Genomic DNA, 25,068 nt, shown 5'->3' on the forward strand with positions numbered 1-25,068 from the left:
CCCCACCTGTGGACAACCCGCCGCTCGGTAGGTGTGTTCGGGGTGAAGGGTTTGTTCAGGGCGACAGGTGTGTTCGGGGCGGAGTCGCCGGTCAGTCCCTCCTCTCGGGAGGGGACGGCAGCCGGGTACGGGCGTAGGTGAGTTCGCGCAGCACCACCTCGGCCGGGCCGCGCAGGTCGAAGCGGCGGGAGACGTCGGCCAGGACCACCGTCAGGAGCCAGGTGAGCACTGCCACGAGAGCGGCGGCCGAAGCGCTCATGGTGGCGCCCAGGCCCAGTCCGTACGGGGCGAAGACCAGGGTGAACACCAGCGCCTGCGCCAGGTAGCAGCTCATCGAACGCTCACCCGCGGCGGCGATCGCGGTCGTGACCGGCCCCAGGGGAGCGGTCTCGGGACTGATGTCGGCTCCGCCGATGTCGGGGGCGCTGGCGCGTCGGGCAGCGCGTTCGGTCAGGTGCATGGCCAGCAGCGCGAGCAGCGCGGCCCAGGCGGGGCCGCCCGCCCAACCGGCGAGGTCGTGCACGATCCACAGCGAGATCAGGGCGACCTGCCCGGGCTCCGGCAGGAACCGCGCGGTGACCAGCGCGTCCGGAAGCCCGGCGAGCACGGCGATGCCCAGGCCGAGGACCGCGACGCGGACCAGGAGGGTCCGGTGCTCGCGGGGGCGCTCCAGGATCCCGCGGCGGCCCGCCCACATCCCCAGCAGCATCGGCGGCATCACCACGAAGAGCAGGGTCACCGGGGTGTACAGGGTCCACTCGGCGAACCGTTCGGAACTGGCCGCGAGGAAACCGGTCTCCACCAGCGAGGGCACGGCAGCGGCGGATTCCTCGGCGCCGGGAGGGGAGCTGGATGCGTCGACCAGGCTGAGCGCGGTGATCAGCGCCGCCGAGGCGAGGGCGAAGGCGGCCGCCGACCACAGCATCACGGAGTCCCGGACGCGCAGGAAACCCACGAACAGCAGCAGACCGAGCCCGTACGCGCCGATGATGTCCACCGGCAGCAGCAGAACCCCGTGCAGCAGGCCGATCACCAGCATCCAGAAGCCGCGGCGGCGCAGCACCACCCGGGCGTGCACCCAACCGCCGCCGGAGTCGATGACCCGGCGCATGATCCAGACCGCGCCGTAGCCGAAGAGCAACGAGAACAGCGGGATCGCACGCCCGTTCACCAGCGTGCCCTGGACCAGCAGCAGGACCTGGTCGGCGAGGCCGCGGACGGTGTCGGAGTGGGTGAGGAAGAACTGGGCGTTGACCAGCGCGATGAACAGCAGCATGAAGCCGCGCGAGAGGTCGGGGGCGAGCGAGCGCCCGGGGCGGAGCGCGGGGGAGGGGCGGTGCGCGGCCGCTGGGCCGGTTTCGGGCGCACGGCGTTGTTTGCGCATGGGGAGCTCTCCGGTAGCGGTGGAACACGGCGGGCCGAGGGCACGGGCGCTGTTCTGGGGGATGCCGACGAATCTACGGATCCGCGGGTCCCGGGCCGATAGGGCGGTGTGGAGACTTCGGGTGGGGCTTGCCCCACCCGGACGCGTGCCTATGATGGTGGGGCGCCGCGTGCTTCCGACCAAAGAGCAGTGGGCCGGTCGGACGGCATGGAGGCGCCAGACCTGTTCGGGGAGCCAATCGTGAGCACACACTTCGCGTACCTCATCTGAGCGGCTGAGCCGCTCACCCGCCCCTGGCGGAAGTAACCAGGATCCCGGCGGACTCCCCGAACACTTTCCCGGCTTTGTCAGCCTCGCTGTTCCTCGCGGCCTCCTCGGGCTCTCAGACCGCCCAGCGTTCTGTCTCGCCCTGCCCCGCCGCGCACGTGACCCGTGCCTGCCACAGCCGCGCCCTCGGGGACGCCCGCCTCCACGGCATTCAGTGAGAGGACCGTCCTTTGACGGAGAACAACACCAAGAACCAGAACCAGGGCCCGGACCAGAACCAGGGCCCGGGGCAGCGCCCCGCACCGAAGATCAGCCCGTGGAACGAGCCGGTGGTGGCGGAGTTCCGCGCCAACCACGGCAGGGTGGGCGGCATGTTCGAGGGCGGTGACCTGCTGCTCCTCACCACCACCGGAGCCCGATCCGGTCGGGAGTCCACCAACCCGCTCGGCTTCGTACGGGTCGACGGCCGCGTCTACGTGGTGGGTTCCGCCGGTGGCTCGCCCCGGCACCCCGACTGGTACCGCAACCTGCTCGCCCATCCGCTGGTGGCCGTGGAGATGCCCGACGACGACACCCACGAGGCCGTCGCGGTCCCCCTGGAAGGGGAAGAGCGGGACCGGGTCTTCGCGGAGATCGTCCGCCGCGAACCCGGCTTCGGCGACTACCAGGACCAGGTGGAACGCCGCCTGCCGGTGGTGGAGCTGCAGCGCTCCGCGACCGACGGCGCCACGGAGGTGCGCAACCTCGCGGACAAGCTCTTCCAGATCCACACCTGGCTGCGCGGCCAGCTGACCCGCGTGCGCCGCGAGGCCGAGCTCTACCTGGCCGAACGGCAGGGCGCGGAAACCGCGCCTCCGCTGGGGCTGAGCCTGCAGATCCGCCAGCACTGCGTGGCCTTCTGCGAGTCCCTGCACTTCCACCACACCAGCGAGGACACGGTCTTCCCGCGGCTCGCCGAGGGCTTCCCGCACCTGAGGGAACCGATCGACCGCCTCATCGAGGAGCACCGCGTGGTCGACCGCCTGAGGGGAGAACTGGAGACCCTGCTCACCGATCTCCGGACAGCGGACCCGGCGCGTTTCCTGGCCGACCTGGACCGTCTGACCGAGGAGCTGCGAGCCCACCTGGACTTCGAGGAGGAGTCGCTCATCCCGACCCTGTCCGAGATCCCCTTCCCGCCGCCTTCCGGCGCCTGATCAGTGACCCGAGGGGCGCGGGCGGCCGGAGCGGGCCGTCCGCGCCCCGTATGCCCGTCGTGGCGGGGATCTCGGGTTGATCCCACCTCGCCAGAACTCTCACCCGTTCCCATGCATCCCACGTTTCGTCGCGGCCGATCACGCGGGCTGGCCGCGGCACGAATGAACGAGCCCGGGACCCTTGCCGGGCGGCCCGGAACCGGAGAGGACATGCTGTGGTCGAGGTTGGCTCCACGGTCGGCGGCCACCGCCTCGTACGCCTGCTCGGCCAGGGCGGGTTCGGATCCGTCTACCTGGGCGAGGATTCACGGGGCGGGCTCGGCGCGGTCAAGATCATGCACCCCCAGCACGCCGGTGACCAGGGCATTCGGGACCGGTTCGCGCGGGAGGTGGAGCTCGCCCGCAAGGTGGCGTCCTTCTGCACCGCACGGGTCATCGACGCCGACCCGTTCACCGACGCCCCCTGGGTGGTCACGGAGTACGTCGAGGGCCGAACCCTCCACGACACCGTGCGCCTGGACGGCCCGCGCACCGGTGCGGACCTGGACCGGCTCGCCGTCTCCACGGCCACCGCGCTGGCCGCGATCCACGCCGCGGAGATCGTGCACCGCGACTTCACCCCCGCCAACATCATGCTGGCCCCGGACGGCCCGCGGGTGATCGATTTCGGGGTGGCACGGGCGTTGGAGGGGGCGACCACGCTGTCGAGCTCCCTGATCGGGACTCCCAAGTACATGGCGCCCGAACAGATCTCCGGAGAGCCCGCGACCTCCGCGATCGACCTGTTCGCCTGGGGTTCGGTGATCACCTTCGCCGCCACCGGCCGGGCGCCCTTCGACGGCCCGCACCCGGCGGCGATCCTGCACCGTCTGGTCTCCGAGGAGCCCGACATCAGCGGGCTTCCCGAACCCCTCCTGCCAGTGGTGACCCGATGTCTGGACAAGGACCCGGCTCAGCGGCCCACCGCCACCGAACTCCTCACCCTGCTCATCGACACCACCACGGTCCCGCCGCCCGCCCCGGTCCCGGAGGAGCCAGCGGAGCACGGGGAACCAGGGGAACGAGCACAGCCGGCGGAGCGCGCGGAAGCAGCGGAGCGCGAGGAAGGGGAACCGGCCGAGGACCCGCTGGAGGGGCCGGAGGAGCCGCGGGAGGAACCCGCCGAGGAAGCGGTGGTCGAACCCGCCGAAGCGCTCGCACCGGTCGAGCCCGACGTTCCGGTCGAGCCCCCTCCGCCCCCGGCACAGCCGCTCCCCGTCCGCTCCGAGTGGCGGTTCCCGTACCCGGAGCCCGGGGAGGGCTTCGAGGTCGGCGACAGCGTCTTCCACCACCCCGGCGACCTGGCCGCGTCCATGAGCCGGCACTGGGAAGGGGCGGTCGCGATGCTCGCTTCGCCCTCCGGCCGCAAAGCCCTGGTGAACTGGCTGCCGCCCGGCTCACCGGCGCGGCGCGAGATCGAGAACGCCCGGAACCCCGACCACGACCTGGAGGTAGCCCGGGTGGTGGCCCTCCTGCGCCCGGACCTGGCCCCCTCCTACCGGGGTGTCAGGATGACCCTCACCGAGATCTCCCGCATGGCCGCGCGCCGTTGGGAGCACCACGACCCCGTGGTGAGCTCGGCGGTCCAGAACGGCCTGCTCCAGGCTCTGGCACCGCACCACTGCGCCGAGCCCGAACACCTGTGCATGGCGGGCCGCCCCTGCTCCGTGTACGGGGAGGTCGCCCGACGCCTGCCCACCGCGGCGCGCCTGGCCGAGGGTTACGAACGCTGGTCCGCGAGTCTGGACGGCCGTTTCACCGATCCCCGCATGCGCGTCGACGTCCGCCCGCTCACCCTGGCCGCGCGACTGGTGACGGAACTGGTCAGTGACCGCGACGCGGACGAGTCGCTGGAGCGGGCCGCGGCCCGGGTGCCTCCGGGCCCCTGGCGGGAGGCACTGCGCGAGAGCGCGCTACCCGTCCCGTTCGAGGACCGCCGAGCCGCCGCGGTCGCCCTCCACTCGGTCACCGGGGTCGCCCAGAGCGCCGATCACGTGCAGAAGAGGCTGGCAGGTCTGAAGCGCATGGAGGCGAGCCGCGCCGCACTGGTGAAGGAGGCCGCCTTCACCAGCGTGGTCGCCTTCCTGGGCGCGGTCTTGTTCACGCTGTTCTGCGCTGGGTTCACGATCTCTCTGTACCCGCTGGTCGACGGTCTCCCGGTCAGCGTGGTCCTGTCCGTGACGGCCTTCGCCTGGGCAGGGTTCTACAGCTGGCAGAAGCGTCGGGAGCTACCGCAGATCCCACCGAGGGGCGAAGTGGACGCCGTCGGGAAACTGCTGGTGGACGGCGACCGGTACGTGGCCGCTCGGGTTCTGGACCGCTCCCTGGAACTTCTTCCCAGGGCTGCCCTCGGCGGCACCGCCCCGCGCCGCCGCCGCTGACCCGCCCCGCCGCCAACCTCAGCCACCGAACAGCGTGCCGAGGTTGATGTCGGTGCCCAGGACCATCGAGCCGATGATGAGGATCAGCAGTCCCGGGAGCATGGTCACGGCGGTCACCATCGTCACCCTCGGGTTGAGCTGCTGGGCCTTCCTCCGCATGTACTGGGCATCGGCCAGGCGCATGTCCTTGCTGATGTCCACCAGGGTGTTGCTCAGCGGAGCTCCCAGCTCCTCGGCCTGCTGGATGGCGGTGACGAACTTGCTCAACGACTCGTTGCGGTTGCGGCGGCGCAGAGCCTCGAAGGCCTCCCGCCGGGACGTGCCCAGCTCCATCTGGCGCAGCGCGATGGTGAACTCGTCCGACAGCACCCCCGGCATCGACGCCGCGACCCGGCCGATCGCCGCGCGGAACGACATACCCGCGCTCACCGTCACCGCGAGAACGTCCAGGAAGTCCGGGAGCTGGGTCTGCACCTGGTCGGCGCGCTCCCGGGCCTGCACGTACAGGTTCAGGTCCGTCAGCCCGGTGAACGCCAGCGCCATGAGGGTGAGGACCAGGCCGTTGCCCGACAGCAGGACCAGCACCGCGAGCGTGCCGTAGACGGCGACCTCGCCGACCTTGCGTTGCACGTACCGTTCCGTGGTCAGTCCGTCCGGGCGCCCGGCGGCCTCGATGCGGGAAGCGATGGACGCCTTCTGCTTGTCGCTCAGGGACGCCAGGACCGACGGGGCGAAACGGCGTCCGATCCGTTCGGTGATCTTGTGCAGGAAGAAGGTGTCGTCGCTCTTGGTGGCCACCGGGGCGTCGGCCGGGTCGTCCACCGGCACCCGTGTCTGCGACTGGGTCAGGTACAGGCCGTAGACACCTATCAGCACGACCGCGGCCGAAGCGAGCGCGGCGGCCAGGGGTAGCAGCGGCAGGAGGTTCATCGCGGCGTCTTTCAGGGGTGGGGGGCGGGTCTGCGGGGCCGGGACTGCGACGTCTGCCCGGCTGCTACATCTTGAACCTGGTGATGCGGGAGACCAGCGCGAAACCGGTCGCGAACAGCGCCGCCACCACCAACAGCACCGCGATCCCGGCCCCGCTACTGGTCATCGTGCGCATGACCCCGGGCGAAATCGCGTTGATCATGAACAGGGCACCCACGGACATGAATCCGAGAGCCCACACGGTGGAGGTCGTCTCGCTGAGGATGGTCTTCACCTCACGCCGGGTCTCCTTGCGGCTCTCCAGGGTGGTGGAGATGTTACGCAGCGCCGTGACCAGCGAACCACCGGACCTGGACGCCACCACCAGCGTGGAGAGCAGCACCCCCAGCTCACGGGAGGGCATACGCTCACGCAGGTCGGAGATGGCCTCCTCGAAGCTCGCGCCCAGTTTCATGGACTCGGCCATGCGGCCGAGCTCCTCCCCGGCCGGGCCGTCCAGTTCGTCCGCGGCGATGGCCACCGCGGTCGGCAGCGCCAGCCCCGCCGAGGTCGCGTTGCCCAGGACCCGGGCCAGGTCGGGCAGCTGACCGGTGAACTCCTCGCGCCGCTTGGCTTCGGCCCGGCGCAGGTAGGTGAAGAACAGGAACGCCACCCCCGCAGCGGCCAGCAGGCCGAAGAACGGGGCGAGAATCTGCCACACCACCACGATCGCCAGCAGCGACCCGGACACCAGTGCGGCGACGAACGTGGCCGGGCGCAGGTCCGTGCCCGAGCGCGCCAGTCTGCGCGCCAGCCGGGATCCCCACTCGGTGCGCCGCAACCTGGCGTCCAACGTGGACAGGGGGGTCGAGGCGTTGTACTCCGCCTGGGCCAGGGCACTGCGGGCGGCGATCAAGCGCCGGTTCTCCGCGCTGGCCACGAACTCCCAGACGGCCCACAGCACCAGCAGCAGAACCAGGGCGGTGCCGCCGAGGATCGCCGCAATCTGCCAGTTCACCCGATCTCCCTTCGGGTCGGTGCCGCACTTCGAGGAGCCGCACTTCGAGGATCCGTGCTTCGAGAGGGCGTCCGCACGGACGCGGGACGTGTGTTCACGGGCTGCCCTGGGCTCGGGTGCCGGGGACGACCCCGAACACCGCGGGGATGTTCTCCCCGACGTTGTAGATACGACCGGCGATGTGGCGCGGCAGCGGATAGTGCCGGAACTGGCCCCCGACGGAACGATCGGGGTTCATCGGCAGCGCCTCGAACTCCATCAGGCGGTCGAGGCGGAACTCCTCGCGTCGGCGTGAGGAGACCACGGCGATCTCGCTGATCCGCCGGGAACCGTCCGGCCACCGGCCCAGGTGCACGATGGCGTCCACCGCGTTGTTGATCTGGTCGCGGAGCGCCTCGTAGGGGATGTTGCCCTCACCCATGGTCGCCAGGGTCTGCAACCGGTAGATGGCGTCGTCCGCGGAGTTGGCGTGCACCGTCACCAGCGACCCGTCGTGACCGGTGTTCATCGCCTGCAGCATGTCGATGGTCTCGGCGCCGCGGACCTCACCGACGATGATCCGGTCCGGGCGCATCCGCAGCGCGTTGCGCACCAGGTCGCGGATGGCGATCTCGCCCCGGCCCTCGATGTTGGCCGGCCGTGATTCCAGCCGTACCACGTGCTCCTGCATCAACTGGAGTTCGGCGGAGTCCTCGATCGTCACGATCCGCTCGCTGCTGGGCACGAAGGCCGACAGCGCGTTCAGAAAGGTCGTCTTACCGGTACCGGTACCACCGGAGACCACGATGTTGAACCGGGCTCGCACCATCGCCGACAGCAGCACCCCGGTCGCCTGGTCCAGGCTGCCCATCCGCACCAGTTCCTCGACGGGGTAGGGCTTGGGGAAGCGCCGGATGGTCAGTACCGGACCGGACAGCGACAGCGGCGGGATGATCACGTTGACACGCTCGCCACTGGGCAGCCGGGCGTCCACCATCGGAGAGGACTCGTCCACACGCCGGTTGACCAGGGCGACGATGCGGTCGATGGTCTGGTAGAGCTGTTCCTCGCCGTTGAAAGCGACATTGATCCGCTCCATCCGGCCACCGCGCTCCACGAACACGTTGTCGGGGCCGTTGACCATGATCTCGGTGATGCTCTCGTCGGCCAGCAGCGGCTCCAGCACGCCCAGGCCCAGGGCCTCGTCCACGACCCTGCGGATCATCACCGACCGTTCGCGGTCCGACAGCACCGGCCCCTCACGGGACAGGATGTGCCCGACGACCTTCTCCAGACGGACCCGGCGCTGGGCCAGCGTCAGCTGGGTCAGGTCCTCCAGGTTGATCTCCTCGAGGAGCCGTCGGCGCCAGTGCGTCACACCGCTGCGGTCCGCGCGGTCCTCGACCGCGCGGTCCTCTTCCAGCCGGTCCTTGAGACCCATGTTCCTCAATTCCTCCTTCGGTGGTGCCGCGATGGTGCCCGGGGGCGCTCTCCCCGCCTCACACGTTCGGCATGTCCACCCGCCGGGTCAGCGTCAGGTTCAGGTCCACCGACGAGAACACGATCGGCATCGGATGCGAAACCTCGACGTAGTACCCGTCGCTGTCGTTCGCGCCGCTCGTGACGTCGGCGTTTTCCAGCCAGCTCGGTAGGGCGGTGCGGGCCGCCCTCTCAGCGCCTTCCAACTGTTCGCTTCCGGCCACCCGCGCCCCGGCCCGGGCCGCGGACTCGATGCGTTCGATCGCGACGAAGGCGAGGAAGGCTTCGATCGACACCACCACCGTGAGCAGCAGGACCGGCAGGACCGCGGCGAACTCCAGGATGGGGCCGCCCCGGTCGGAGTTCCGGCGGGGCCGGGAGCCGAACACCAGGCGGCGGAGCCTGCCGTGGCCCAGAACGCGTGTGCCGCGGGCTCCTGAGGTCATCACGGATCCACCCTTTCCGGCTCGTCCGACGTCTCCGGCTCGGGTAGCCCGCGTGGCGGAACCTCGGTGACGACCTTCGCCTCACCGCTGATCTGCCACGGGCCGGTCGTGCCCGGCAGGAAGACCGGCATGGCCAGACTCACCCGGGCGAAACGGGTACCGTCGCGCTCGAGGATCTCCGTGGTCAGTACGTCCTCGGCATCCCAGGGCTCCCGGACCCGTTTACGCGCCTCCTCGTCGATGCGCTCCATGTCGTCCGGGGTGACCGAGGCCTGTCGGGCCGCCTCCGCCGCCCCGTGAGAGGCGTACATGGAGGTGATGCCGATGAGCAACACCTGCCACACCAGGGCCAGCGCCAACATCATGAACGGAACCATCGCGGCGAACTCCACGAAGATCCCGCCACGATCGTCCCGGCCGCTCCGAAGCCGCCGGTGGTTCGGGGCACTCCTGCGCCTCCGAAGCCCGCGGTGCGCACGGAATCCCTGGTCGGGCGGTAAACGCCAGGGTCTCCGGCGGTGCTCAACCACCGAAACCCCCTCCCGGCCCAGGGGCGCCCCGTCCCCAGTGGCCGGGTGCGCGCACCTGGGGCCCGTGACCGTTGACCCGCTCGGGGCCCGAGGCGTTGAGGAAACCGGACACGTCCTGGGTGAACGGGTGATTTCCGGGTCCGCTCCTCGGGGGAGTCGCCAGCGCGGCCAGGTTCGACGGGATCCCGCCCGAGGGAGTCGAGTTGCCGCCCTTACCGCTGCTACCGCCGGTGGCGGTGGGCGCCGAGAGCAGGTCCAGTTCCGAGGCGAGCCGGGCGAAGGCCTTACGCAGCCCTTCGTCGGTCACCTTCGTGGGATCCCCGTTGTTCTCCCCCGGCTCCAGCGAACGGTAGGCGGCCGGTACGGGGGTGCGCAACACCTTGGTACCCAGCAGTTGCTGGAGGAAGTCCGGCTGGATCTCGTTCTTGCGGCTGTGCCGGGTGACCAGGGAGTGCACGTCCTCGTGCGAGCGGATCTGCAGGCGCTCCCACATCGTCATCAGCCGTTGGGCACCGCGCAGCGCGGGCACGTCCGGGGTCACTGTGACGACGGCGCTGTCAGCCAGCTCCACGGCCATCGCGGTCGCCTCGCTCATGTTGGAACCGCAGTCCACGATCACCAGCTCGTACCGGGAACGCAGGGCGCTCAGGATCCTGCGGGTGGCCCGGGCGGTGACGTCCTCGCCGCGCTCGCCGTGTTCGGGCGCGAGCAGCACGTGCGGGCCGCGCGGGTCCACGTAGAGGGTTTCGGAGAGCATGCCGGGGCTGATGTCGTCGGCCGCGTCCACCAGGTCCGTGATGGACCTGCGGTGCTGGAGGTTGAGGAAGGAGGGCAGGTCACCGGCCTGGAGGTCCAGGTCCACCAGACACACCACCCGGTCCCGCCGGGCCGCGGCCATCGCCAGGTGTACGGCGCAGGTGGTGGTGCCCACCCCGCCCTTGGCGCCGCTGATCGTCACGATCCGCCCGCGCACACCCGAGGCGGGCAGGTCCAGGGAGGCCGACTCCAGGTGACGGCGGAGCGTACGGGACCATTCCGCGGCCTTGGCGATCCGGGTCTCCAGCTCGCCCACCCCGGAGTCGGCGGAGAGCACCCCCCGAGCGCCCGCCTCCATGGCCCCGGTGAAGGTCTCGGGGTCCATCGACGAGGAGACCAGCAGGATCGCCAGCTGCGGGTGGCGGTGCGACAGGTCGCGGATGGTGTCGAAGACCGGGGCCGGGCCCAGGTCCTGGTGGACCAGAACCACGTCGAGCTCGGGGTGCTCGCCCGCCCCGTTGATCAGTTCCGCGCTCGTGTTCCGGGTGGCGACGAGTTCGGCCCCGGCCAGCTCCTCGAAACGCGCGGTGAGCACCATCTCTGATGCGGATGTGGGCATCCCCGCTAGGACTCGGAAGTTCACCGGTGCCTACCCCCCATGCGGCGTACGCCGCTCGTCGGTCTGTTGGTCCGTGTCCTGGGCTTCGTCGCGCTCTTCGATGAGTTCGGCGAAGTCGCCGCTGCACACCTGCGGTTCACCGGCGTCGCCGCCGCCCGCGGCACTGACCAGGGCCAGCCGGAGCTTGGTGGAGAACTCCTCGGCGTAGGCCAGCTGGAGCGCGGAATCCGGGCTGAGCCGGAAGGTCACGGGAACCACGCCGGCCACCCCGCCGCCCTCGGACTCCTGGCTGCGCAGTTCCCCGATGTCGAGCACCTCCACCTCGGTGAGGATCCGGGTCGCACAGGCCTCACCGTGGTCGCGCGGCTGGAACGTGCCGTAGATGTCCACGATGGAACCGCGCCGGACCTTGCCCGCCACCCCGGTCTCGGCGTTGACCATGATGGCGATCTCCCGCTCCCCGGCGGTCAGGGTCGGCTGGGGCTGGATCATGCCGCGCTGGAGGATGGCCCCCTGCTCCAGGTGGGTGGAGGCCACCAGTTCCTGGCCCTCGGGGGTGTCGATCTGTTCGAGGTCGGTGATGAAGACCTCCGGGTCGAAGTACGCGGAGGGAACCTCGTACGTCTGCACCGAGTCCCGGCCGATCGGCTGGTAGGCCTCGACGTCCTCGGCAAGGCGCAGCACGGTGGAGAACTGGCCCAGTTGTTGCTGCTGGTTGCTGATGTAGGTGAAGACGGAGGCGAACACGGCGACGGCGCCGATAGCGGCCACGACCATGAGCAGGACGCCGCGTCGCTGACGGGGGTTCATAGGGGGTGGTTTCCGTTTCCAGTGTCGTCGTGGGCCGGTCCGGCGGGCCCTAGCGGGAGTAGGTTCTCGGGGGTTCCGGCTGTGGGGAGCGGTCCTGGAACTCGGGGCCCTCCGTCCGGTCGGGTGAGGGGGGAGGTCGGTGACCGGACCGGAGGGACGGGGTTCCCTGCGTGGTGGGGGTAGCGTTCGGTGCCGAGCCGCCTTGGTGCGCGGGGGCACCGGGCGCGGGCGGCCCGGGAGGTGCGGGGGCGCCGTTCGGGTGCGGGTGGCCGGGGGGTGCGGGGGCGCCGCCCGGCTGAGGGGGGCCGGGGGGAGTGGGGCGCGGAGCCTGGCGGGGCTGGGTCTGAGGGCCCGGCGGGAGGCCTGGAGGGTTCTGCGCGCGCTGCGGGCGCTGAGGGCTCGGGGGGTTCTGCGGGCTCGGGGCGGGCGGGCGTCCGCCCCTCGGCGGAGCGGAACCGGTCTGGTGCGCCCGGATGGGCTTTCCGGTGGAGTTACCCCGGCAGAACGGGCACTGCTGGGCGGACACGGGTTCACCGCACCAGGAGCACGCTGCCGCCCGGATGGCCCCGGCGGCATAGGCGAGCGCCTGCGGGTGGGCGCTCAACGCCACGAACTCCACGTACTTGTCGGTGCCCCAGTACGCGGGCCCCAGCGGCTGCGCGGGAAGGGTCCTGGTGGCCACCGGTTGGATGGCCCGGGGCAGGTTCTCGTCGAACAGCTTGGTGATGCCCGGGTCCGGGGTGGAGCACAACAGCTGCACCGGCTGCACCGGGCGGAAGGGCAGCCTGCGGGCGACCTCGGCCGGGCGCAGCCGACCCACCTGGGTGTTGGGGGCGCAGTAGGCGAGGAAGGACACGGTGGGCGCGTACGAACCCATGTGCTGTTTCAGGCTCGTCGGCAGGGTGGACAGGTTCGAGACCGTGCGCAGCCAGGCTCCGGCCAGGAGGTGCTTGGGAAGTTCGTCGCTGAGAGCGGCCACCATCCCCGGCGGTAGGTAGGGGGCGAGGTAGGACAGCTGGTCGGCGATCAGGGACAGGGCAAGAGGGGACAGGTTGACGCCGACCCCGGCGATGTGGTCGGTGCGCAGGGCACCGCGCGCGAAGTTGATCGCGCGCTGGGCGTCCGAGTCCTGCCAGGCCGGGTAGAGCGCCACGACCTTGCGGCCCGCGTCCACCTCCTTCCTGGCGAAGGCGACGAAGGCGGCGCTGCGCGCGCCGACACTGTCGCCTTGAAGGGCGAACCGTTGTGCTCCGGCCTCGCCCACGTGGCCCGTGCTGGGGATATCCGCCAACAGGGCTACGGTCGTCGCCGACCGAGGTAGGGCATTGGACACTGGGAAAGCTCCATCGGTTCTGCGCACTAGGGCGATTTCGGAAGTCGCGGAGGCGCCCCGCGTCTGTAGGTGCCACTCGGACGCATCGTAACGAATGGGTGCGGTACAGGGGGAGGCCCGGTATTCGCGACCTCGGGGTCAGGGTGGTGCGATGCGGTGTCCTTTTGTCAACGGGCGCACGGTGACCGGGTTGGCGGGGTGGGGGCTCCGAGGCTGGCCTAGGGGGATGGCTTCCTTTGCGTGCATCTGGCGCCTCTCGTGGTCGTGCGGGGCTGTGGTGGCCGCATGTGGCCACGTGGCCTTGGGTTCTTTGTCCCTGAAGTCACTTTGTTCCTTTGGCCTGCGGATCTGTATCGGGCAGGGCTCGGGCCGTGGTTCGGTTGTTCGGCGGGCGGAGGGCGGGCGGAGGGCGGGCGGAGGGCGGGCCGAGGGCGGGCTCGGAGGGGGCTGGGGGACAGCTGGGGCGAAGCGAGCAGGCGGTAAAGGAGAGGGATCAAAAGAAGGAAAAGGGACCCGGCTATCCAAGGATGCCTTTCCGGGGCCGCCACTACCAGTGCCACCGGGCCTCACTGTGGACAACTCGATGGAGAAATGTTTCCCGCGGGGCGAGCGGGGCCACCCTCGCACCGTGGGTCGGAAGTGTCGTGTGCGTCTCGTTCGGGATTGCCGACCCCGCCAGCGGGAACGATACAAGGGGACTTCGCGTCATATCTTGAGAAGTCACACGCCCCCTGAGGAGAAGAACACGATGCGCAAGGCAAACCGGGCCGCTGCCGGTGCGGCCGCTTGGCAGGTCATCCAGAACACCGACAGCAAGGTCTCCCTGTGGGAGCGAGCCCGCTCGATCCCGCGCATGCTCGGGGCGAAGCTGCGCGGCCGCTACCCCGAACTCGGCGGCGGCAAGCTCTTCATGATGCTCGTGCTGGTCGGCTACATCGTCTCCCCGATCGACTTCATCCCGGAGCTGATCTTCTCGGTCTTCGGTCTGATCGACGACGTCGCCGTGGCCGTGTGGCTGACCACCATGGCGCTGGGCGAGAGCGAGCGCTTCGTGCTCTGGGAGCGAGAGCGCCAGGCGCAGGAGGCCTTCGACCACGCCAACCAGCAGGGCCAGGGGCACGGCCGGGGTTCCGGGCCGGACAGTCACCAGGGCCAGCCGGGCCAGGGCCAGGAGCAGGCCTATCAGGGGCAGCAGTACCAGTACCAGGAGCAGGAGTCCGGTCAGAAGCAGAAGAGCTGACCAGTGCGGCGGCTGAGGCCGCGGCGACGCCGAACCGCGTCGGGTCCGTGCGCGGACCCGAGCAGGTGCCGACGAACGGGTCACCTCGGTTGACCGGGTGCTGAACGGTGCCGGCCCCGAGGACGTCCACCCGGGCGCCGAGCGCTGTTTCCGGGAGCAGGTGCTGCTCTGACCGGAGTCCGGGCGAGGGGTCGTACTGAGCGGCCGTGATGTGGGGCCCGCCGCCCGGCGGGCCCCACATCAGGCGGCCAGACCGAGGGCGGTGCGCAGGGCGCGGCGCACACTTCCGGAACGCTGGCCCCGGCCGCCCTTACGGCTCCGGCTGTGCCGCCGGGCCTCACGGGCGAGGCGGGCCTCGCGGGCGGTGCGCTCGGCCTCGGCGCGGTGGAGGTCGGCGGCCTGGGCGGTGAAGTAGGCGTGCATGTTCTGCTCCTGTCGGTCTGTTCGCCCTGTCCGGGCTGCTCCGCCGGGGTTCGTTCTCCCCGACTGACTACAGACTCCCGCTAAGGCCCCGGTCCGCACATCGGGAGAGAACACCAGAACCGTGTCGGACCGAGTGCCTTAGACCGGAGCTCCACCGCTTCCCGAACGCCTTAGAGCCCCGTGCACGCCTTAGGCCGCCTGTGCGCCTCGGGCACAGGCGGACCCTTCGGACAGACAACACCGAACACGAGGCCTCGGCATGCCACTGTCCCGGCACCGTTCTCCGGGTGGGGCAGACACCACGGCTCTACGGGTGGGGCAGACACCACGGCGAGGCCCGCAGCGCCTTCGAACAGGCTGCCCGGCCGATGCTCGGGCGGTCAGAACTCCTTGGCGAGCGGACCCACGACGGGGATCCACTCACGCACGGAGACGTCGCTGACCAGGCCCTCGGTGCGGAACGGGTCGGGCTCGGTGTAGGCCAGGGCCGCCGCGGCGGAGTCCGCGCGCAGGAGCAGCAGAGCGCCGGGGGCTTCGTCGGGGCCGAAGGGGCCCGAGACCAGGTTGACGCCCTCTTCGGAGAGCTTGCCCACGTACTCGCGGTGCGCGGGCCGGTGCTGGTCGCGGGCCTCGGTGCTGTTCTCGGCGTAGGTGTAGGTGACGGCGTAGATCGCCATGGCCGGGTCTCCTCTGTCGTGTCGCCCGGGGCAGGGGTGGGGTGGTCGGTTGCGGTGCCAGGATGTCAGTTCGCACTGCCGCGGGGCCGGGCGAGGCACGGTTTTCGGTCGGGATTCCGCTCAGGGCCCGTCCGCGATGGCAGACTTCGCTTCGAGGAGGGGATCGGTGATGGCCAGGTCGACGTCGGGGGAGTCCGTCCTCACCCGCGCCATGCGGATCCTGCGCGCCTTCGGTACCGTCTCCGCCTCGCTCACCGTCTCCGAGATCGCCCGCCACGCCGACCTCCCGGTCGCGACCGCGCACCGGATGGTCACCGAACTCGTCGAGCTCGGCGCCCTGGAGCGCGAAGCCGACAAGCGGGTGCGCATCGGCTACCAGCTGTGGGAGCTGGCCTCGCGGTCCTCGCCCGCCCGGGACCTGAGCCGCGCCGCCCTGCCCTTCATGGAGGACCTCCAGGCGGTCGTGCGCGAACACACCCAGCTCGGGGTGCTGGAGGGAACCGACGTCCTCTACCTCGAACGCCTCTCCGAACGCGACGCCGGGCGCAACGTCGCCGAGATCGCCGGACGGCTGCCCGTGCACGCCACCTCCACCGGCCTGGTGCTGCTCGCGCACAGCCCGCCCGAGCTCCAGGAGAGGGTGCTGGGCGGGGAACTGCCCGCGCACACCCGGCAGACCATCACCGACCCCGCCCGGCTGAGGCGCACCCTGGCCGCCGTGCGCCGGGACGGGTACGTGGTCGCTTCCCAGATGATCGACCCCGCCGCCGTCGGGCTGGCCGCGCCGGTCCGTGACCGCGGCAACCGGGTGGTGGCCGCCCTGTCCGTCGTCGTCCCGTTCCGCCGTGCTCGGGGCCCTGGTGAACCGAGCCCGGCCCCAGACCCGGAGCCGGGTCCGCACGCGCACGTCCCGGTGCTGCTCGCGGCGGCCCGCGGTATCTCCCGGACCATGGGCGCCCCGGTTTCGGGAGAAGGCGTGATCCGCACCCGGGGTCACCTTCGGAGCAGCACCCAGCCTCCCCCCGGCCGCGACGGCTGAGGAGCGCGCCCGAGGGGAAGTCTCGCCGGAAACCTTCCCATTGAATGGAAGAGGCCTGGTGCCGTGCTCCCACCGGATCGCATGCTGAGCGCATGAACTCCCACCCCCGCCGGACCAGCACCCAGGTGGCCGTCGTCGGCGCCGGGCCCGCCGGCCTGATGCTCTCCCACCTGCTCTCCCTCTCCGGGATCGACTCCGTCGTCATCGACCTGCGCGAACGCGCCGACATCGAGGCGACCATCCGGGCGGGCATCCTCGAGCAGGGCACCGTCGACCTCATGACCGGCACCGGGGTGGGGGAGCGCCTCCTCGCCGAAGGCCAACGCCACGAGGGCATCGCCATCCGCAGCCGCGGCGAGTCCCGGCGCATCGACTTCCCCGCCCTCACCGGCCGCGCCGTCCACCTCTACCCGCAGCACGAGGTACTCAAGGACCTCATCGCCGCGCGCCTGGCCGCCGGGGGCGACGTGCGCTTCGGGGTCAGCGACGTCAGCGTCCACGACGTCACCACGGACACCCCCGCCGTCCGCTTCACCGAGGCCGACGGCACCCGGGTGGAGCTCTCCTGCGCGGTCATCGTCGGCTGCGACGGATCCCAGGGGGTCACCCGCACCGCGATCCCCGCCCACGCGCGCACCGACTACTTCCACGCCTACCCGCACGGCTGGTTCGGCATCCTCACCGAGGCCCCGCCCAGCTCGGAGGAGCTCGTCTACGCGCACTCCGACCGCGGTTTCGCGCTGATCAGCTCGCGCACCCCCACCGTGCAGCGGATGTACTTCCAGTGCGACCCCGCCGAGGACGCCGCGGCCTGGAGCGACGAACGCGTCTGGGCGGAGCTGCGCGCCCGCGTCAACGGCAACGGCTTCGAGCTCGAGGAGGGGCCGATCATCCAGCGCGGGGTCATCCCCATGCGCAGCTATGTGGTCGACCCGATGCGCCACGGCCGCCTCTTCCTGGCCGGGGACGCCGCGCACACGGTCCCCCCGACCGGGGCAAAGGGCCTCAACCTGGCCGCCGCCGACATCGCCGTGCTCTGCCAGGCACTCGAACGCTTCTTCCACCAGGGTTCGGCCGACCTGCTCGAAAGCTACGGCCGCACCGCCTCGGACCGGGTCTGGCGCGCCCAGCACTTCTCCTGGTGGATGACGTCCATGCTGCACACGGACACCGACGCGGACGCCTTCGGGCGGCGCCGCCAGCTCGGCGAGATCGACCAGGTCACCGAGTCCGTCGCCGGGAGCACGTTCCTCGCCGAGGCGTACACCGGTTGGCCGATCGCGCACACCAACCCCGACTCCGTCATCAGCGAGGCGATCACAGTGTCCGCGAACCGCGCCCCCTGACCTCTCCGCGCACGGGTCCGTTCTGGTGGCGCTGACCTGGGTGTGTGGGGTTCGGATGGTCTGCGGTATGAGGTTCGGGGTCGGGAGATTTTCCGGGAAAACCCTGTCAGGAAACGGAAGGGGCGGCCGACAGGGCAGGCCTGGAACGGCGGGTGCGGTGGGCCCGCAGGTGAGATTTGCCCGAGCATACTGCCGGATCGTGTTCGGCAAACGCGGTGAAGCGCCTTTGTCCCAGGTGGCGGGCGGATTGAGGCGGAGTTCTCATGATGAATTGCCATGCCCTCTCCCACTGCGTCCAGCGGGGTTGCCCCGGATGCGGCCAGGGGAGGTGCGGCGGGTGGGGCGGCGGCGCTGGTTGGCCTGCGGGGACAGAGCCGGTGCGATTTGGCCATTGCGGATACCGGGTGCGAATGTTGCTTCGCGGACATGGTTCCGAAGACATCCCCTGAGTCGATGTCCGCCCCGGCTCGGGGCGGGCGCTGTGAGAGGAAAAGTGGGCGTGTGGTTTCGTCAACACCAAAAAGGCTGATCAGCCCTGGTGGGCTGGGTTTTGTCATATTGTGTTTCCTCTTCCCCTTCTTCACGGTCTCCTGTAGCGGAATGATGGGGACCCTCGAGGTCAGCTACACCGGAATGTCGCTGGCCTTCAACGGCTCCCCGAGCGTCAGCGGCAGCCTTGCCCCGGAGCTGAGTTCCGGCGACCTGGAGGACATGCGCGCGGGCGTGCGGCCGCTGCTGCTGGTCACCCTGATCACCGCACTGGTGGGCGGTGTCCTCAGCGCTGCCCTGCCCAAGCCGCTGGCCCGGACCATCGCGGGGCTCGCCGCCGCGGGTCTGTCGGCACTTCTGGTCCTGGTGAACCAGATCGGCATGCACGTGTCAGTGGGTCAGGCGATCGAGGAGGGAACGGGGGCTGAGTTCCTCCAGTTCGCGGAATACAACGCCAGCACGGGAGTGGGCTTCTGGTTGGTGCTGCTGGTGTCGCTGGGGGTGGCTGTCTACAACGTGGTCGACTTGGCCCTGCTCAAGCGGGGCCCGGCGCCCGGGGCGGGCGCCCCGGGCGGGATGCCTCAGGGCGGCGGCCAGGTCCCGCCGGGGTTCGCTCCGCCGCCTCCGGGGCCGCAGGGACAGTACCCGCCGCAGGGGCAGTATCCGCCGCAGGGTCAGTATCCGCCACAGCCGGGACATCCTGAGCAGCCGCCCCGCGGTCCCAGGTAGCCAGGCGCAGGCGCAGGCACGGGCGGGTCACCGGTAACCAAGACTGGCCCGCCCCGATCGGCGCGTTTCAGGAGGGGTGTGATGAGGGTCTGCGGGTTCCGCGAACCTCATACAGAGGACAGCAGCGAGCACACCACCCGAGGACGCGAAGAAGTACCGGCCGACATCCACGCGGCCGCACTCGTCCCCGGGGACATCTCTCCCTTCACCGTTCCCCTCGGACCCGAGGGGCCCACGGCGGTTCAGCTCCTCGCCCGGCTCACCGGCGGCTGAGCTGACCTGTCCCGGCGGCGGCCCGTTCCGGTAGTCCGCCCGTTCCGGGCGCCGACGTGCGTCCGGAACGGGACCGGACCAGCTCAGTTACGGGCTGCCGGTCCGGTCCGCCACGTACCGGAGCCCCTTTGGTCAGGTGCGGGCCAGAGCCTCGTCCATCCGGTCGCCGAGGTCGTCGGCGAGCAGGCGCGCGTAGGTCTCTGTGAGGTGGTGCGTGTCCCGGTAGACCACCACGTCGCCGACCACCGCCGGGCAGGTGTCCTCCGCGCAGATGAGGTCGTTGAGATCGACGAGCTCGGCCTTCGCCACTTCCCGGACCGCCAGCTCCTGGGGGTCGTCGAGCCGCAGCGCGGACGACACGGGCTGGTCGCAGGCGGCCAGGTCGTGGGTGTTGGCGGCCAGACAGTCGAGCACGTCCGTGGTGGTGCGCGGGGTGTCCCTGATCACGAGGACCGGGGTGTCCGCTTCCGCGGCCCTCTCCCACAGCTCGACCATCCCGGCCGCCATGGTGTCGCGCGCCTCCGGTCCGGGTTCGAGGCCGTCCGGGGTCCCGGCCGCCGACGAGCTGGTGACCAACAGATCCGGGTCCAGGGCGTGAAGCTCGTCGACCACCGCCTGGTTCCAGTCCGAGCACTCCTGGTAGGTCGCGCCGTCCCGGCCCACGTCGGTCGCGGTGAACGCGCAGGCGGACTTGTTGAACACCGCGATTCGCCATCCCCGTTCCCCGGCCAGTCCGTACAGCGCGGGGAACCACTGGGTGCCGTGCGAGTCCCCGGTGAGCGCGACCGTGGTGTCGGCCCCCTCGGGCCCGTACACGCACGGGTCCGAGGGATCCCGTTTGGCGAAACCCGCGTGGCAGCCGTCGTCGACGGCCTGGGGCGTGTCGTCCTCGGCCCCGACCGGTGAGGGGTACATGCACGCCCCTTCGAGGGCGGGCAGACCGATCGCCGCCGGCCCCACGTGCACCGCCGGATCGAAGTCGCTCGCCTGGAAGCCGTCCACCCGAACCAGCGCGGCGGTGGTCACCGCAGCCACGCTCAGGATCCCGGCCAGGGACACCCGGTCGTGCTCGCGGACCTCGCGCAGCAGCAGCGACGTGATGAGGAACCCGGAGATCACGAAGAACACGTCGACGCCCACGTACCCGCCCGGCAGCAGCTCGGGGTTCAGGTGGTAGACGAGCACGAGCAGCACGGCGACGGCGCGCAACCCCTGCACCTCTGGGCGGAAGCGGCTTCCGAGCCCACGGGCCCCGGACCGCTCCGGGGCGGCGACGACCTGTGGAGAAGAGAAGTCGGGTGATCGCATTCAGTCATGGTGCGCCCTCGACCCGCTTCGGGAAGACCGACCCAGGGGGCCTTGCGCCAGTGTTTCCCGACTTTTCGCCCTCCCGACGGAATCCCCTTCCGCCCCCAGTTGACCGCCAGGCCGGTGACGCGTGCCGGGCCAACGCCGGGCGGTGGTTCTCGGCGTCGTTCCGAGCCCCGGCCGGACCCGGGGTTTCCCGTTTCCCCGGACAAGGGCGGCGGGAAACAAGTCGATCGACCTTTTCAGATCCAGCTTTTGGGCACATTATCGGAGCGTTGGCAAAAGGTGTCTGGTGGCGATATGCGTCGCTGTTGTCAAGTGCACCAAAAAGTCGGCGGTGTTCGTTCGGCATATTTTCATTGATGCGGATGGGGAGTCATGAACAGCTGTTTCGTCAACTACCGGACCGGCGACGGTGAACACGTCGCCACGCTCCTCGGCCGGGAACTGTCCCAGCGTTTCGGTGTGGAAGAGGTCTTCCGGGCCAGTGACTCGATCCCGGCCGGAAGAGACTTCGAGCAGGAACTCAGAAAAGCGGTGCGCGGCTGTGAGGTTCTGGTGGCGGTCATCGGCCCGGAGTGGTTGGAGATCCGCGGTGGCGACGGCCGCCGGGCGGTCGACAACCCCGAGGACTGGACGCGCTGGGAGATCGCGGCCGCCTTCGAAGCCGAGGCGACGGTGATCCCCGTGCTGATCGAGGCCACGCCGCGCCTTCGCAAGGACGAGCTGCCCGAGGAGCTCGCCCCGCTGGCCAGCTGCCAGTACCGGCGGTTTCGCCACCGGACTTCGGACTCCGACCTCGACGAGATCGCCGAGGCCGTCCTGGTCGCCGCCACCGAACTGGACCGGAGACTGCAGGCTCGCGCCGACGAGGAGGCGGCGCTCGCGCGGGACGGGGAGCCGCGCACGCGCAACAGCATGGCTGACGTCGACGGCATCGCCGTGCAGGCCAGGGACTACAGCAACAGCGGCGTGGTGGTCAACGGCAACGGGGCCACCACCAACACCGGTTCTGGCGACCTCAACCAGAACTCGACCGTCACCAACGTGTCCGGAGACCAGAGCTCGACCACCCATCACGTGGCGGGTGACCAGAACTCGACGGTCAACCACGTGTCCGGCGACCAGACCGTCAGAGACCAGAACACCGGCGGTGCCCACCGGAGGGGCCGCCGATGACCACTCAGGAGACCGAACCCCGCGACCGGGTCTCCGGGCCGACCGTCAGTGGTGACAACGCCACCACGAACACCGGCTCGGGGGACCTCAACCAGGACTCGACGGTCACCAACGTGTCCGGGGACCAGTACCAGCAACACTTCTATGTCAGCGCCTACTCCGCGCGGCTCAAGTTCGACGACGGGCAGGTGAACTACGGCAAGGAACGCAGGATCGTTCCCGGGGACCGGTTGGCCACCCTGCGCCGACGCTTCGTCGAGCCGCCCGGCTTCGACGAGAAGGCACGCCGAGCCGACATCGCGCGTCACGGGGCGGTCGTCCTCAGCGCCAGACCCGGCGATGGGGTCAGGGCCGCGGCCCAGATGATCCTGGCCCCCGCAGGCGAGGAAGCAGACCAGGACGTTCAGGACGACCTGGTGACCAACGGCCAGGACGGGCGGCCGACACTCGACGCGGACGAGCTCAGGGGCGGTGAACGCCTACTGGTCGATCTCACCCGGGAGAGCGGGTTCGCCTTGGCTCCCCTGCGTGATGAGCTGGAGGGGTTGCGAGCCCGGGCACTGCGGGCCGGTGCCTCCCTCGTGGTGCTGGTGGAACACGAGGACGTGGAGAAGCTGCACTCGTCCCTCCGGGACCGCGTGGTGCCCCATCGTCGACCGGACTCGCTCGCTGTCCTCGCCGAGCATCTCGACTCCCGTGGCGTGCCGGGCTTCTTCCCCGACCGCGCCACGAAGGAGATCCGAACCTGGGTCAGCACCGCGTCCATGGGTGGGATCGAGGGGTTGGCCTGGCGCACCGCGACCGCCTACCAGGAGGCCGGTTACGAGGGGCGGATAGAGGGCTGGCTGAGTAGGGCCCTCGAAGCGGGAGAGGCCGCCCTGCCTGAGGACTTGAAGGACACCACGGGCAGGAAGAGGGCCCTGCTCCTGGCCGCGTCACTGCTGGAGGGGGTGCCCGTCGAGCACCTGGCCTCCGGTGTGGAGTCGTTGCTGGCCCAGATCTCCTTCCCCGAGGACGAGACACCCCTGCTCAACCGTCCGGACTTCCATGAGGAACTGCGTGACTGCGAGATCGGGGTGGGCACCGAACGCAGGGTGTACTTCAAGCGGGTCGGCCGGGCTCGGGCGCTTCGCTCAGCCTTCTGGGACGCCCACCCCCGGTTGCACGACCAACTCGGCCAGTGGGTGGACGCCCTGGTCACCAACCAAGCCCTCTCACCTGCGGACCAGGACCGGGTTGCCGAACGCTGGGCCGAACAGACGCTGCGGATCGCCGAACCGGGGGCGGTGTTTCAACGGGTCCAAAGGTGGGTCATCCAGCAGCGAAGAACCGCCCCGCAGGCCGCGGTGCTGCTGACCACGGTGCTGCGGCACGACCGGTACGGGCGGATCGGGCGGCGACAGATCTACAAGTGGGCGGAGAGCCCGGGGCTCGGCCGGGAACTCGGTCAGGTGCTGGTCGCCGTCTGCGCCCAGGAGCTGGCCGCAACCCACCCCGAACAGGCCATTGTCCGTTTGCACCTGCTCGCCGCCAACCGGGCGGTGGCCGTGTCGGAGGCGGCCCGGGCTGAGCTGGGCACCTTGGCCCACGAGAGGTCCCTGTACCGCAAAGTCCTGCGCAGGGTCTGCGAGCGGCTTCCCGACCCCGACCACTCGGTTGACCGGGACCTGTTCTGGGACCTCACCGCACCCGAACGCCTGGTCGGTGGCGGATCGCGGCCCCGAACGGTTTCGCCTGGGGTCGAAGGCCTGGTGCGGGATGGTCTGGGGCACGTGCTCCACCAACGTCCGCAGCGGACCAAGGAGTACGCCCACCGGTGGATCGGCCACGGCGCCCAGCTCAGGAAGGTCCTGGTGGCGGCCGCCGCCGGTGCCGGGACCCTACCCGCCCTCTACACCGCCGCACTCCGATGGCGGGCGGAGGCCGGTCCCCAGGACCGGGAAAGCCGCCGCTGCGCCAGCGCCGACCTGATCCGGCTCATCGACGCCGCCGAGGGCCTGGACACGCCCGTCGGCACCCCCGCTGAACGACGTACGGAGACCCCATGAGCCCCTTGCTGCGACGCATCGCGGTCCTGGCCGCGATCGCGGTCCCCTTGGTCCTCGCCCTCTTCCTGTTCCTCGACTGGTGGGCCCTGGCCCTGGTCCCGCCCCTGCTGCTCATCGGGGTGCTCGCGCTCATGTTGAGCAGCACGAAGGCGGCGCTGCCCGGCGAGACCGAGACCCCGCCGGACCCGTTCGTGGAGAGCGGACCGCAGGGCGCCCGGATCAGGGAGTCCCCGCTGCCCAGCCAGGACGATGAGTATCCCTTCGTCTTCTCGGCCATGGTCCGGTGGAAGTGGACCGGGGAACCCGACCCCAGGCTGCGCAACCCCGGCGAGTTCGCCAAGCACATGGTGATGGAACAGGCAGAGCGGGTCAGCACGGGCTACCGGCCCAAGGACCACGACGTGGCCCGTCACCGGGTGGCGTCGGTTCTGGGGGTGGCCGCACACGGGTTCGACGGTGCTCTGGAGGTGTGGGCGGAGGATGTCACGGTCACGCTTTCCGAGGAGGACGAGAGCCGTCTGGCCCGCATCGCCAAGGCACGGAAGGAGGGGGCGCTGTGGGAGGTGGAGCGCTCCGTGGAGTCCGCCAAGCGCAGATATTTCGCGGACGACGTGCTGGCCACCCCCGGCAGCGCCATCGTCTGGGACCTGGTGCGCGGGGACGCAGACGTCAACCGCACCCACGACCTGATCGAGGTGCTCACGCGGGTCGCGGAGGCGTCGAAGTGCGCGGATCCGGCGGAGCTCCTGGAGCGGTTGCGGGTGGCCTCCCCGGAGGCCTTCTCCTTCCTTGACGAGATCGTGCGGGAGGAGCGGACGGTCGAGGGCCTCGTGGGAGTGGAGGAGCGGAGCGGGTTCGACGGGAGCGATCTTGTCGTGGAGAGCAGCGAGGACGACCTGGCACAGTCGGTGGGGAAGATCGTGGCCAGGATCGGGGAGGAGATCGAGGATGAGGACAAACGTGTGCAACTGGTGCACCGGTGGGTCGGTCTCTTCGAAGGGGCCTCGCTGACCGGGATCGCGGAACTGCTTCGGCACGCTCACCCCCTGCCGGATGAAGGGGACGACTTCGACCTGGGGGTCACCTACGAGGCACCAGGGCCCGTGCCCACGCCCTCACCCAACGGCAACGGCGTCCCGCACTGAGTCTTTCGTTCCGGTCTGGGCCGGGG

22 protein-coding genes are annotated in these 25,068 nt (G+C 70.4%); 10 read left to right on the top strand and 12 right to left on the bottom strand.

What is annotated here, in order from left to right; genetic code table 11:
• Positions 1-91: 91 nt before the first annotated feature.
• Positions 92-1,384 carry a DUF418 domain-containing protein gene (locus tag NE857_RS09670; protein ID WP_254420686.1) on the bottom strand — a complete coding sequence of 431 codons (1,293 nt, stop codon included), beginning with the start codon at positions 1,382-1,384 and terminating at the stop codon, positions 92-94.
• A gap of 497 nt (positions 1,385-1,881) precedes the next feature.
• Between NE857_RS09670 and NE857_RS09675 the strand changes: the two genes are divergently transcribed.
• Positions 1,882-2,847: a nitroreductase/quinone reductase family protein gene (locus NE857_RS09675; protein ID WP_254420687.1), complete on the top strand. Its 966-nt coding sequence runs from the start codon at positions 1,882-1,884 to the stop codon at positions 2,845-2,847.
• Positions 2,848-3,062: 215 nt separating this feature from the next.
• On the top strand, positions 3,063-5,267 hold the full coding sequence (locus tag NE857_RS09680; protein ID WP_254420688.1) for a serine/threonine-protein kinase: 2,205 nt from the start codon (positions 3,063-3,065) through the stop codon (positions 5,265-5,267).
• Between the two features lie 18 nt (positions 5,268-5,285).
• On the opposite strand, the gene NE857_RS09685 is transcribed toward NE857_RS09680, so the two are convergent.
• The 8 genes from NE857_RS09685 to NE857_RS09720 form a co-directional block, all read right to left on the bottom strand.
• Complete coding sequence (locus tag NE857_RS09685) at positions 5,286-6,197, bottom strand: type II secretion system F family protein (protein WP_254420689.1); 912 nt, start codon at positions 6,195-6,197, stop codon at positions 5,286-5,288.
• Between the two features lie 64 nt (positions 6,198-6,261).
• Positions 6,262-7,194, bottom strand: a complete 933-nt coding sequence (locus NE857_RS09690; RefSeq protein ID WP_254420690.1) for a type II secretion system F family protein — start codon at positions 7,192-7,194, stop codon at positions 6,262-6,264.
• A gap of 94 nt (positions 7,195-7,288) precedes the next feature.
• Complete coding sequence (locus NE857_RS09695) at positions 7,289-8,614, bottom strand: TadA family conjugal transfer-associated ATPase (protein WP_254420691.1); 1,326 nt, start codon at positions 8,612-8,614, stop codon at positions 7,289-7,291.
• A 58-nt stretch (positions 8,615-8,672) separates the two neighbouring features.
• On the bottom strand, positions 8,673-9,098 hold the full coding sequence (locus tag NE857_RS09700) for a TadE/TadG family type IV pilus assembly protein (RefSeq protein WP_254420692.1): 426 nt from the start codon (positions 9,096-9,098) through the stop codon (positions 8,673-8,675).
• Positions 9,098-9,475, bottom strand: a complete 378-nt coding sequence (locus tag NE857_RS09705) for a pilus assembly protein (protein ID WP_344013266.1) — start codon at positions 9,473-9,475, stop codon at positions 9,098-9,100. Before NE857_RS09705 ends, NE857_RS09700 begins: the two co-directional genes overlap by 1 nt.
• A 145-nt stretch (positions 9,476-9,620) precedes the next feature.
• Positions 9,621-11,027: a CpaE/TadZ family protein gene (locus NE857_RS09710; RefSeq protein ID WP_254420694.1), complete on the bottom strand. Its 1,407-nt coding sequence runs from the start codon at positions 11,025-11,027 to the stop codon at positions 9,621-9,623.
• Positions 11,028-11,033: 6 nt separating this feature from the next.
• A complete protein-coding gene (gene cpaB / locus NE857_RS09715) occupies positions 11,034-11,813 on the bottom strand; it encodes a Flp pilus assembly protein CpaB (protein WP_254420695.1) in 780 nt (259 codons plus the stop codon).
• Between the two features lie 49 nt (positions 11,814-11,862).
• Positions 11,863-13,104 carry a hypothetical protein gene (locus NE857_RS09720; RefSeq protein ID WP_254420696.1) on the bottom strand — a complete coding sequence of 414 codons (1,242 nt, stop codon included), beginning with the start codon at positions 13,102-13,104 and terminating at the stop codon, positions 11,863-11,865.
• 790 nt (positions 13,105-13,894) lie between these two features.
• Between NE857_RS09720 and NE857_RS09725 the strand changes: the two genes are divergently transcribed.
• Entirely contained in the window at positions 13,895-14,386 is a 492-nt protein-coding gene (locus tag NE857_RS09725) for a YkvA family protein (RefSeq protein WP_254420697.1), read from the top strand.
• A 240-nt stretch (positions 14,387-14,626) separates the two neighbouring features.
• Here NE857_RS09725 and NE857_RS09730 read toward each other — a convergent pair whose 3' ends face one another.
• Both NE857_RS09730 and NE857_RS09735 read right to left on the bottom strand, forming a co-directional pair.
• Entirely contained in the window at positions 14,627-14,809 is a 183-nt protein-coding gene (locus tag NE857_RS09730) for a hypothetical protein (RefSeq protein ID WP_017582040.1), read from the bottom strand.
• A 380-nt stretch (positions 14,810-15,189) separates the two neighbouring features.
• The gene (locus tag NE857_RS09735) at positions 15,190-15,486 is read right to left on the bottom strand and encodes a YciI family protein (protein ID WP_254420698.1); all 297 of its coding nucleotides are present in this window, start codon (positions 15,484-15,486) and stop codon (positions 15,190-15,192) included.
• A 169-nt stretch (positions 15,487-15,655) separates the two neighbouring features.
• On the opposite strand from NE857_RS09735, the gene NE857_RS09740 reads away from it, so the two are divergent.
• From NE857_RS09740 to NE857_RS09755, 4 genes are all read left to right on the top strand, one after another.
• Positions 15,656-16,525 (top strand): IclR family transcriptional regulator, encoded by an 870-nt coding sequence (locus NE857_RS09740; RefSeq protein ID WP_254420699.1) that lies wholly within the window; start codon positions 15,656-15,658, stop codon positions 16,523-16,525.
• Positions 16,526-16,617: 92 nt separating this feature from the next.
• On the top strand, positions 16,618-17,871 hold the full coding sequence (locus NE857_RS09745) for a 4-hydroxybenzoate 3-monooxygenase (RefSeq protein ID WP_254420700.1): 1,254 nt from the start codon (positions 16,618-16,620) through the stop codon (positions 17,869-17,871).
• Positions 17,872-18,471: 600 nt separating this feature from the next.
• The gene (locus tag NE857_RS09750; protein WP_254420701.1) at positions 18,472-19,089 is read left to right on the top strand and encodes a hypothetical protein; all 618 of its coding nucleotides are present in this window, start codon (positions 18,472-18,474) and stop codon (positions 19,087-19,089) included.
• 81 nt (positions 19,090-19,170) lie between these two features.
• Entirely contained in the window at positions 19,171-19,362 is a 192-nt protein-coding gene (locus tag NE857_RS09755; RefSeq protein ID WP_254420702.1) for a hypothetical protein, read from the top strand.
• Between the two features lie 132 nt (positions 19,363-19,494).
• Here NE857_RS09755 and NE857_RS09760 read toward each other — a convergent pair whose 3' ends face one another.
• Positions 19,495-20,670, bottom strand: coding sequence for an acyltransferase family protein (locus NE857_RS09760; RefSeq protein ID WP_301184322.1), 1,176 nt, complete (start codon positions 20,668-20,670; stop codon positions 19,495-19,497).
• A gap of 378 nt (positions 20,671-21,048) precedes the next feature.
• Between NE857_RS09760 and NE857_RS09765 the strand changes: the two genes are divergently transcribed.
• Genes NE857_RS09765 through NE857_RS09775 form a run of 3 tightly spaced genes read left to right on the top strand, consistent with a single transcriptional unit; the run spans position 21,049 to position 25,042 of the window.
• Positions 21,049-21,849 (top strand): toll/interleukin-1 receptor domain-containing protein, encoded by an 801-nt coding sequence (locus NE857_RS09765; RefSeq protein ID WP_254420703.1) that lies wholly within the window; start codon positions 21,049-21,051, stop codon positions 21,847-21,849.
• Positions 21,846-23,897, top strand: coding sequence for a hypothetical protein (locus NE857_RS09770; RefSeq protein ID WP_254420704.1), 2,052 nt, complete (start codon positions 21,846-21,848; stop codon positions 23,895-23,897). The genes NE857_RS09765 and NE857_RS09770 overlap by 4 nt, the downstream gene beginning before the upstream one ends.
• Positions 23,894-25,042: a hypothetical protein gene (locus NE857_RS09775; RefSeq protein WP_254420705.1), complete on the top strand. Its 1,149-nt coding sequence runs from the start codon at positions 23,894-23,896 to the stop codon at positions 25,040-25,042. Before NE857_RS09770 ends, NE857_RS09775 begins: the two co-directional genes overlap by 4 nt.
• Positions 25,043-25,068: the final 26 nt, after the last annotated feature.

The organism is Nocardiopsis exhalans (assembly GCF_024134545.1).
GTDB lineage: Bacteria > Actinomycetota > Actinomycetes > Streptosporangiales > Streptosporangiaceae > Nocardiopsis > Nocardiopsis exhalans.

Excerpts from the sequence above, each read along its gene's own strand:
- NE857_RS09670 (WP_254420686.1), bottom strand. The coding sequence starts at position 1,384 with ATGCGCAAACAACGCCGTGCGCCCGAAACCGGCCCAGCGGCCGCGCAC.
- NE857_RS09685 (WP_254420689.1), bottom strand. The coding sequence starts at position 6,197 with ATGAACCTCCTGCCGCTGCTACCCCTGGCCGCCGCGCTCGCTTCGGCC.
- NE857_RS09695 (WP_254420691.1), bottom strand. The coding sequence starts at position 8,614 with ATGGGTCTCAAGGACCGGCTGGAAGAGGACCGCGCGGTCGAGGACCGC.
- NE857_RS09700 (WP_254420692.1), bottom strand. The coding sequence starts at position 9,098 with ATGACCTCAGGAGCCCGCGGCACACGCGTTCTGGGCCACGGCAGGCTC.
- NE857_RS09705 (WP_344013266.1), bottom strand. The coding sequence starts at position 9,475 with ATGGTTCCGTTCATGATGTTGGCGCTGGCCCTGGTGTGGCAGGTGTTG.
- cpaB (WP_254420695.1), bottom strand. The coding sequence starts at position 11,813 with ATGAACCCCCGTCAGCGACGCGGCGTCCTGCTCATGGTCGTGGCCGCT.
- NE857_RS09725 (WP_254420697.1), top strand. The coding sequence starts at position 13,895 with ATGCGCAAGGCAAACCGGGCCGCTGCCGGTGCGGCCGCTTGGCAGGTC.
- NE857_RS09730 (WP_017582040.1), bottom strand. The coding sequence starts at position 14,809 with ATGCACGCCTACTTCACCGCCCAGGCCGCCGACCTCCACCGCGCCGAG.
- NE857_RS09735 (WP_254420698.1), bottom strand. The coding sequence starts at position 15,486 with ATGGCGATCTACGCCGTCACCTACACCTACGCCGAGAACAGCACCGAG.
- NE857_RS09740 (WP_254420699.1), top strand. The coding sequence starts at position 15,656 with ATGGCCAGGTCGACGTCGGGGGAGTCCGTCCTCACCCGCGCCATGCGG.
- NE857_RS09745 (WP_254420700.1), top strand. The coding sequence starts at position 16,618 with ATGAACTCCCACCCCCGCCGGACCAGCACCCAGGTGGCCGTCGTCGGC.
- NE857_RS09750 (WP_254420701.1), top strand. The coding sequence starts at position 18,472 with ATGATGGGGACCCTCGAGGTCAGCTACACCGGAATGTCGCTGGCCTTC.
- NE857_RS09755 (WP_254420702.1), top strand. The coding sequence starts at position 19,171 with ATGAGGGTCTGCGGGTTCCGCGAACCTCATACAGAGGACAGCAGCGAG.
- NE857_RS09760 (WP_301184322.1), bottom strand. The coding sequence starts at position 20,670 with ATGCGATCACCCGACTTCTCTTCTCCACAGGTCGTCGCCGCCCCGGAG.
- NE857_RS09765 (WP_254420703.1), top strand. The coding sequence starts at position 21,049 with ATGAACAGCTGTTTCGTCAACTACCGGACCGGCGACGGTGAACACGTC.
- NE857_RS09770 (WP_254420704.1), top strand. The coding sequence starts at position 21,846 with ATGACCACTCAGGAGACCGAACCCCGCGACCGGGTCTCCGGGCCGACC.
- NE857_RS09775 (WP_254420705.1), top strand. The coding sequence starts at position 23,894 with ATGAGCCCCTTGCTGCGACGCATCGCGGTCCTGGCCGCGATCGCGGTC.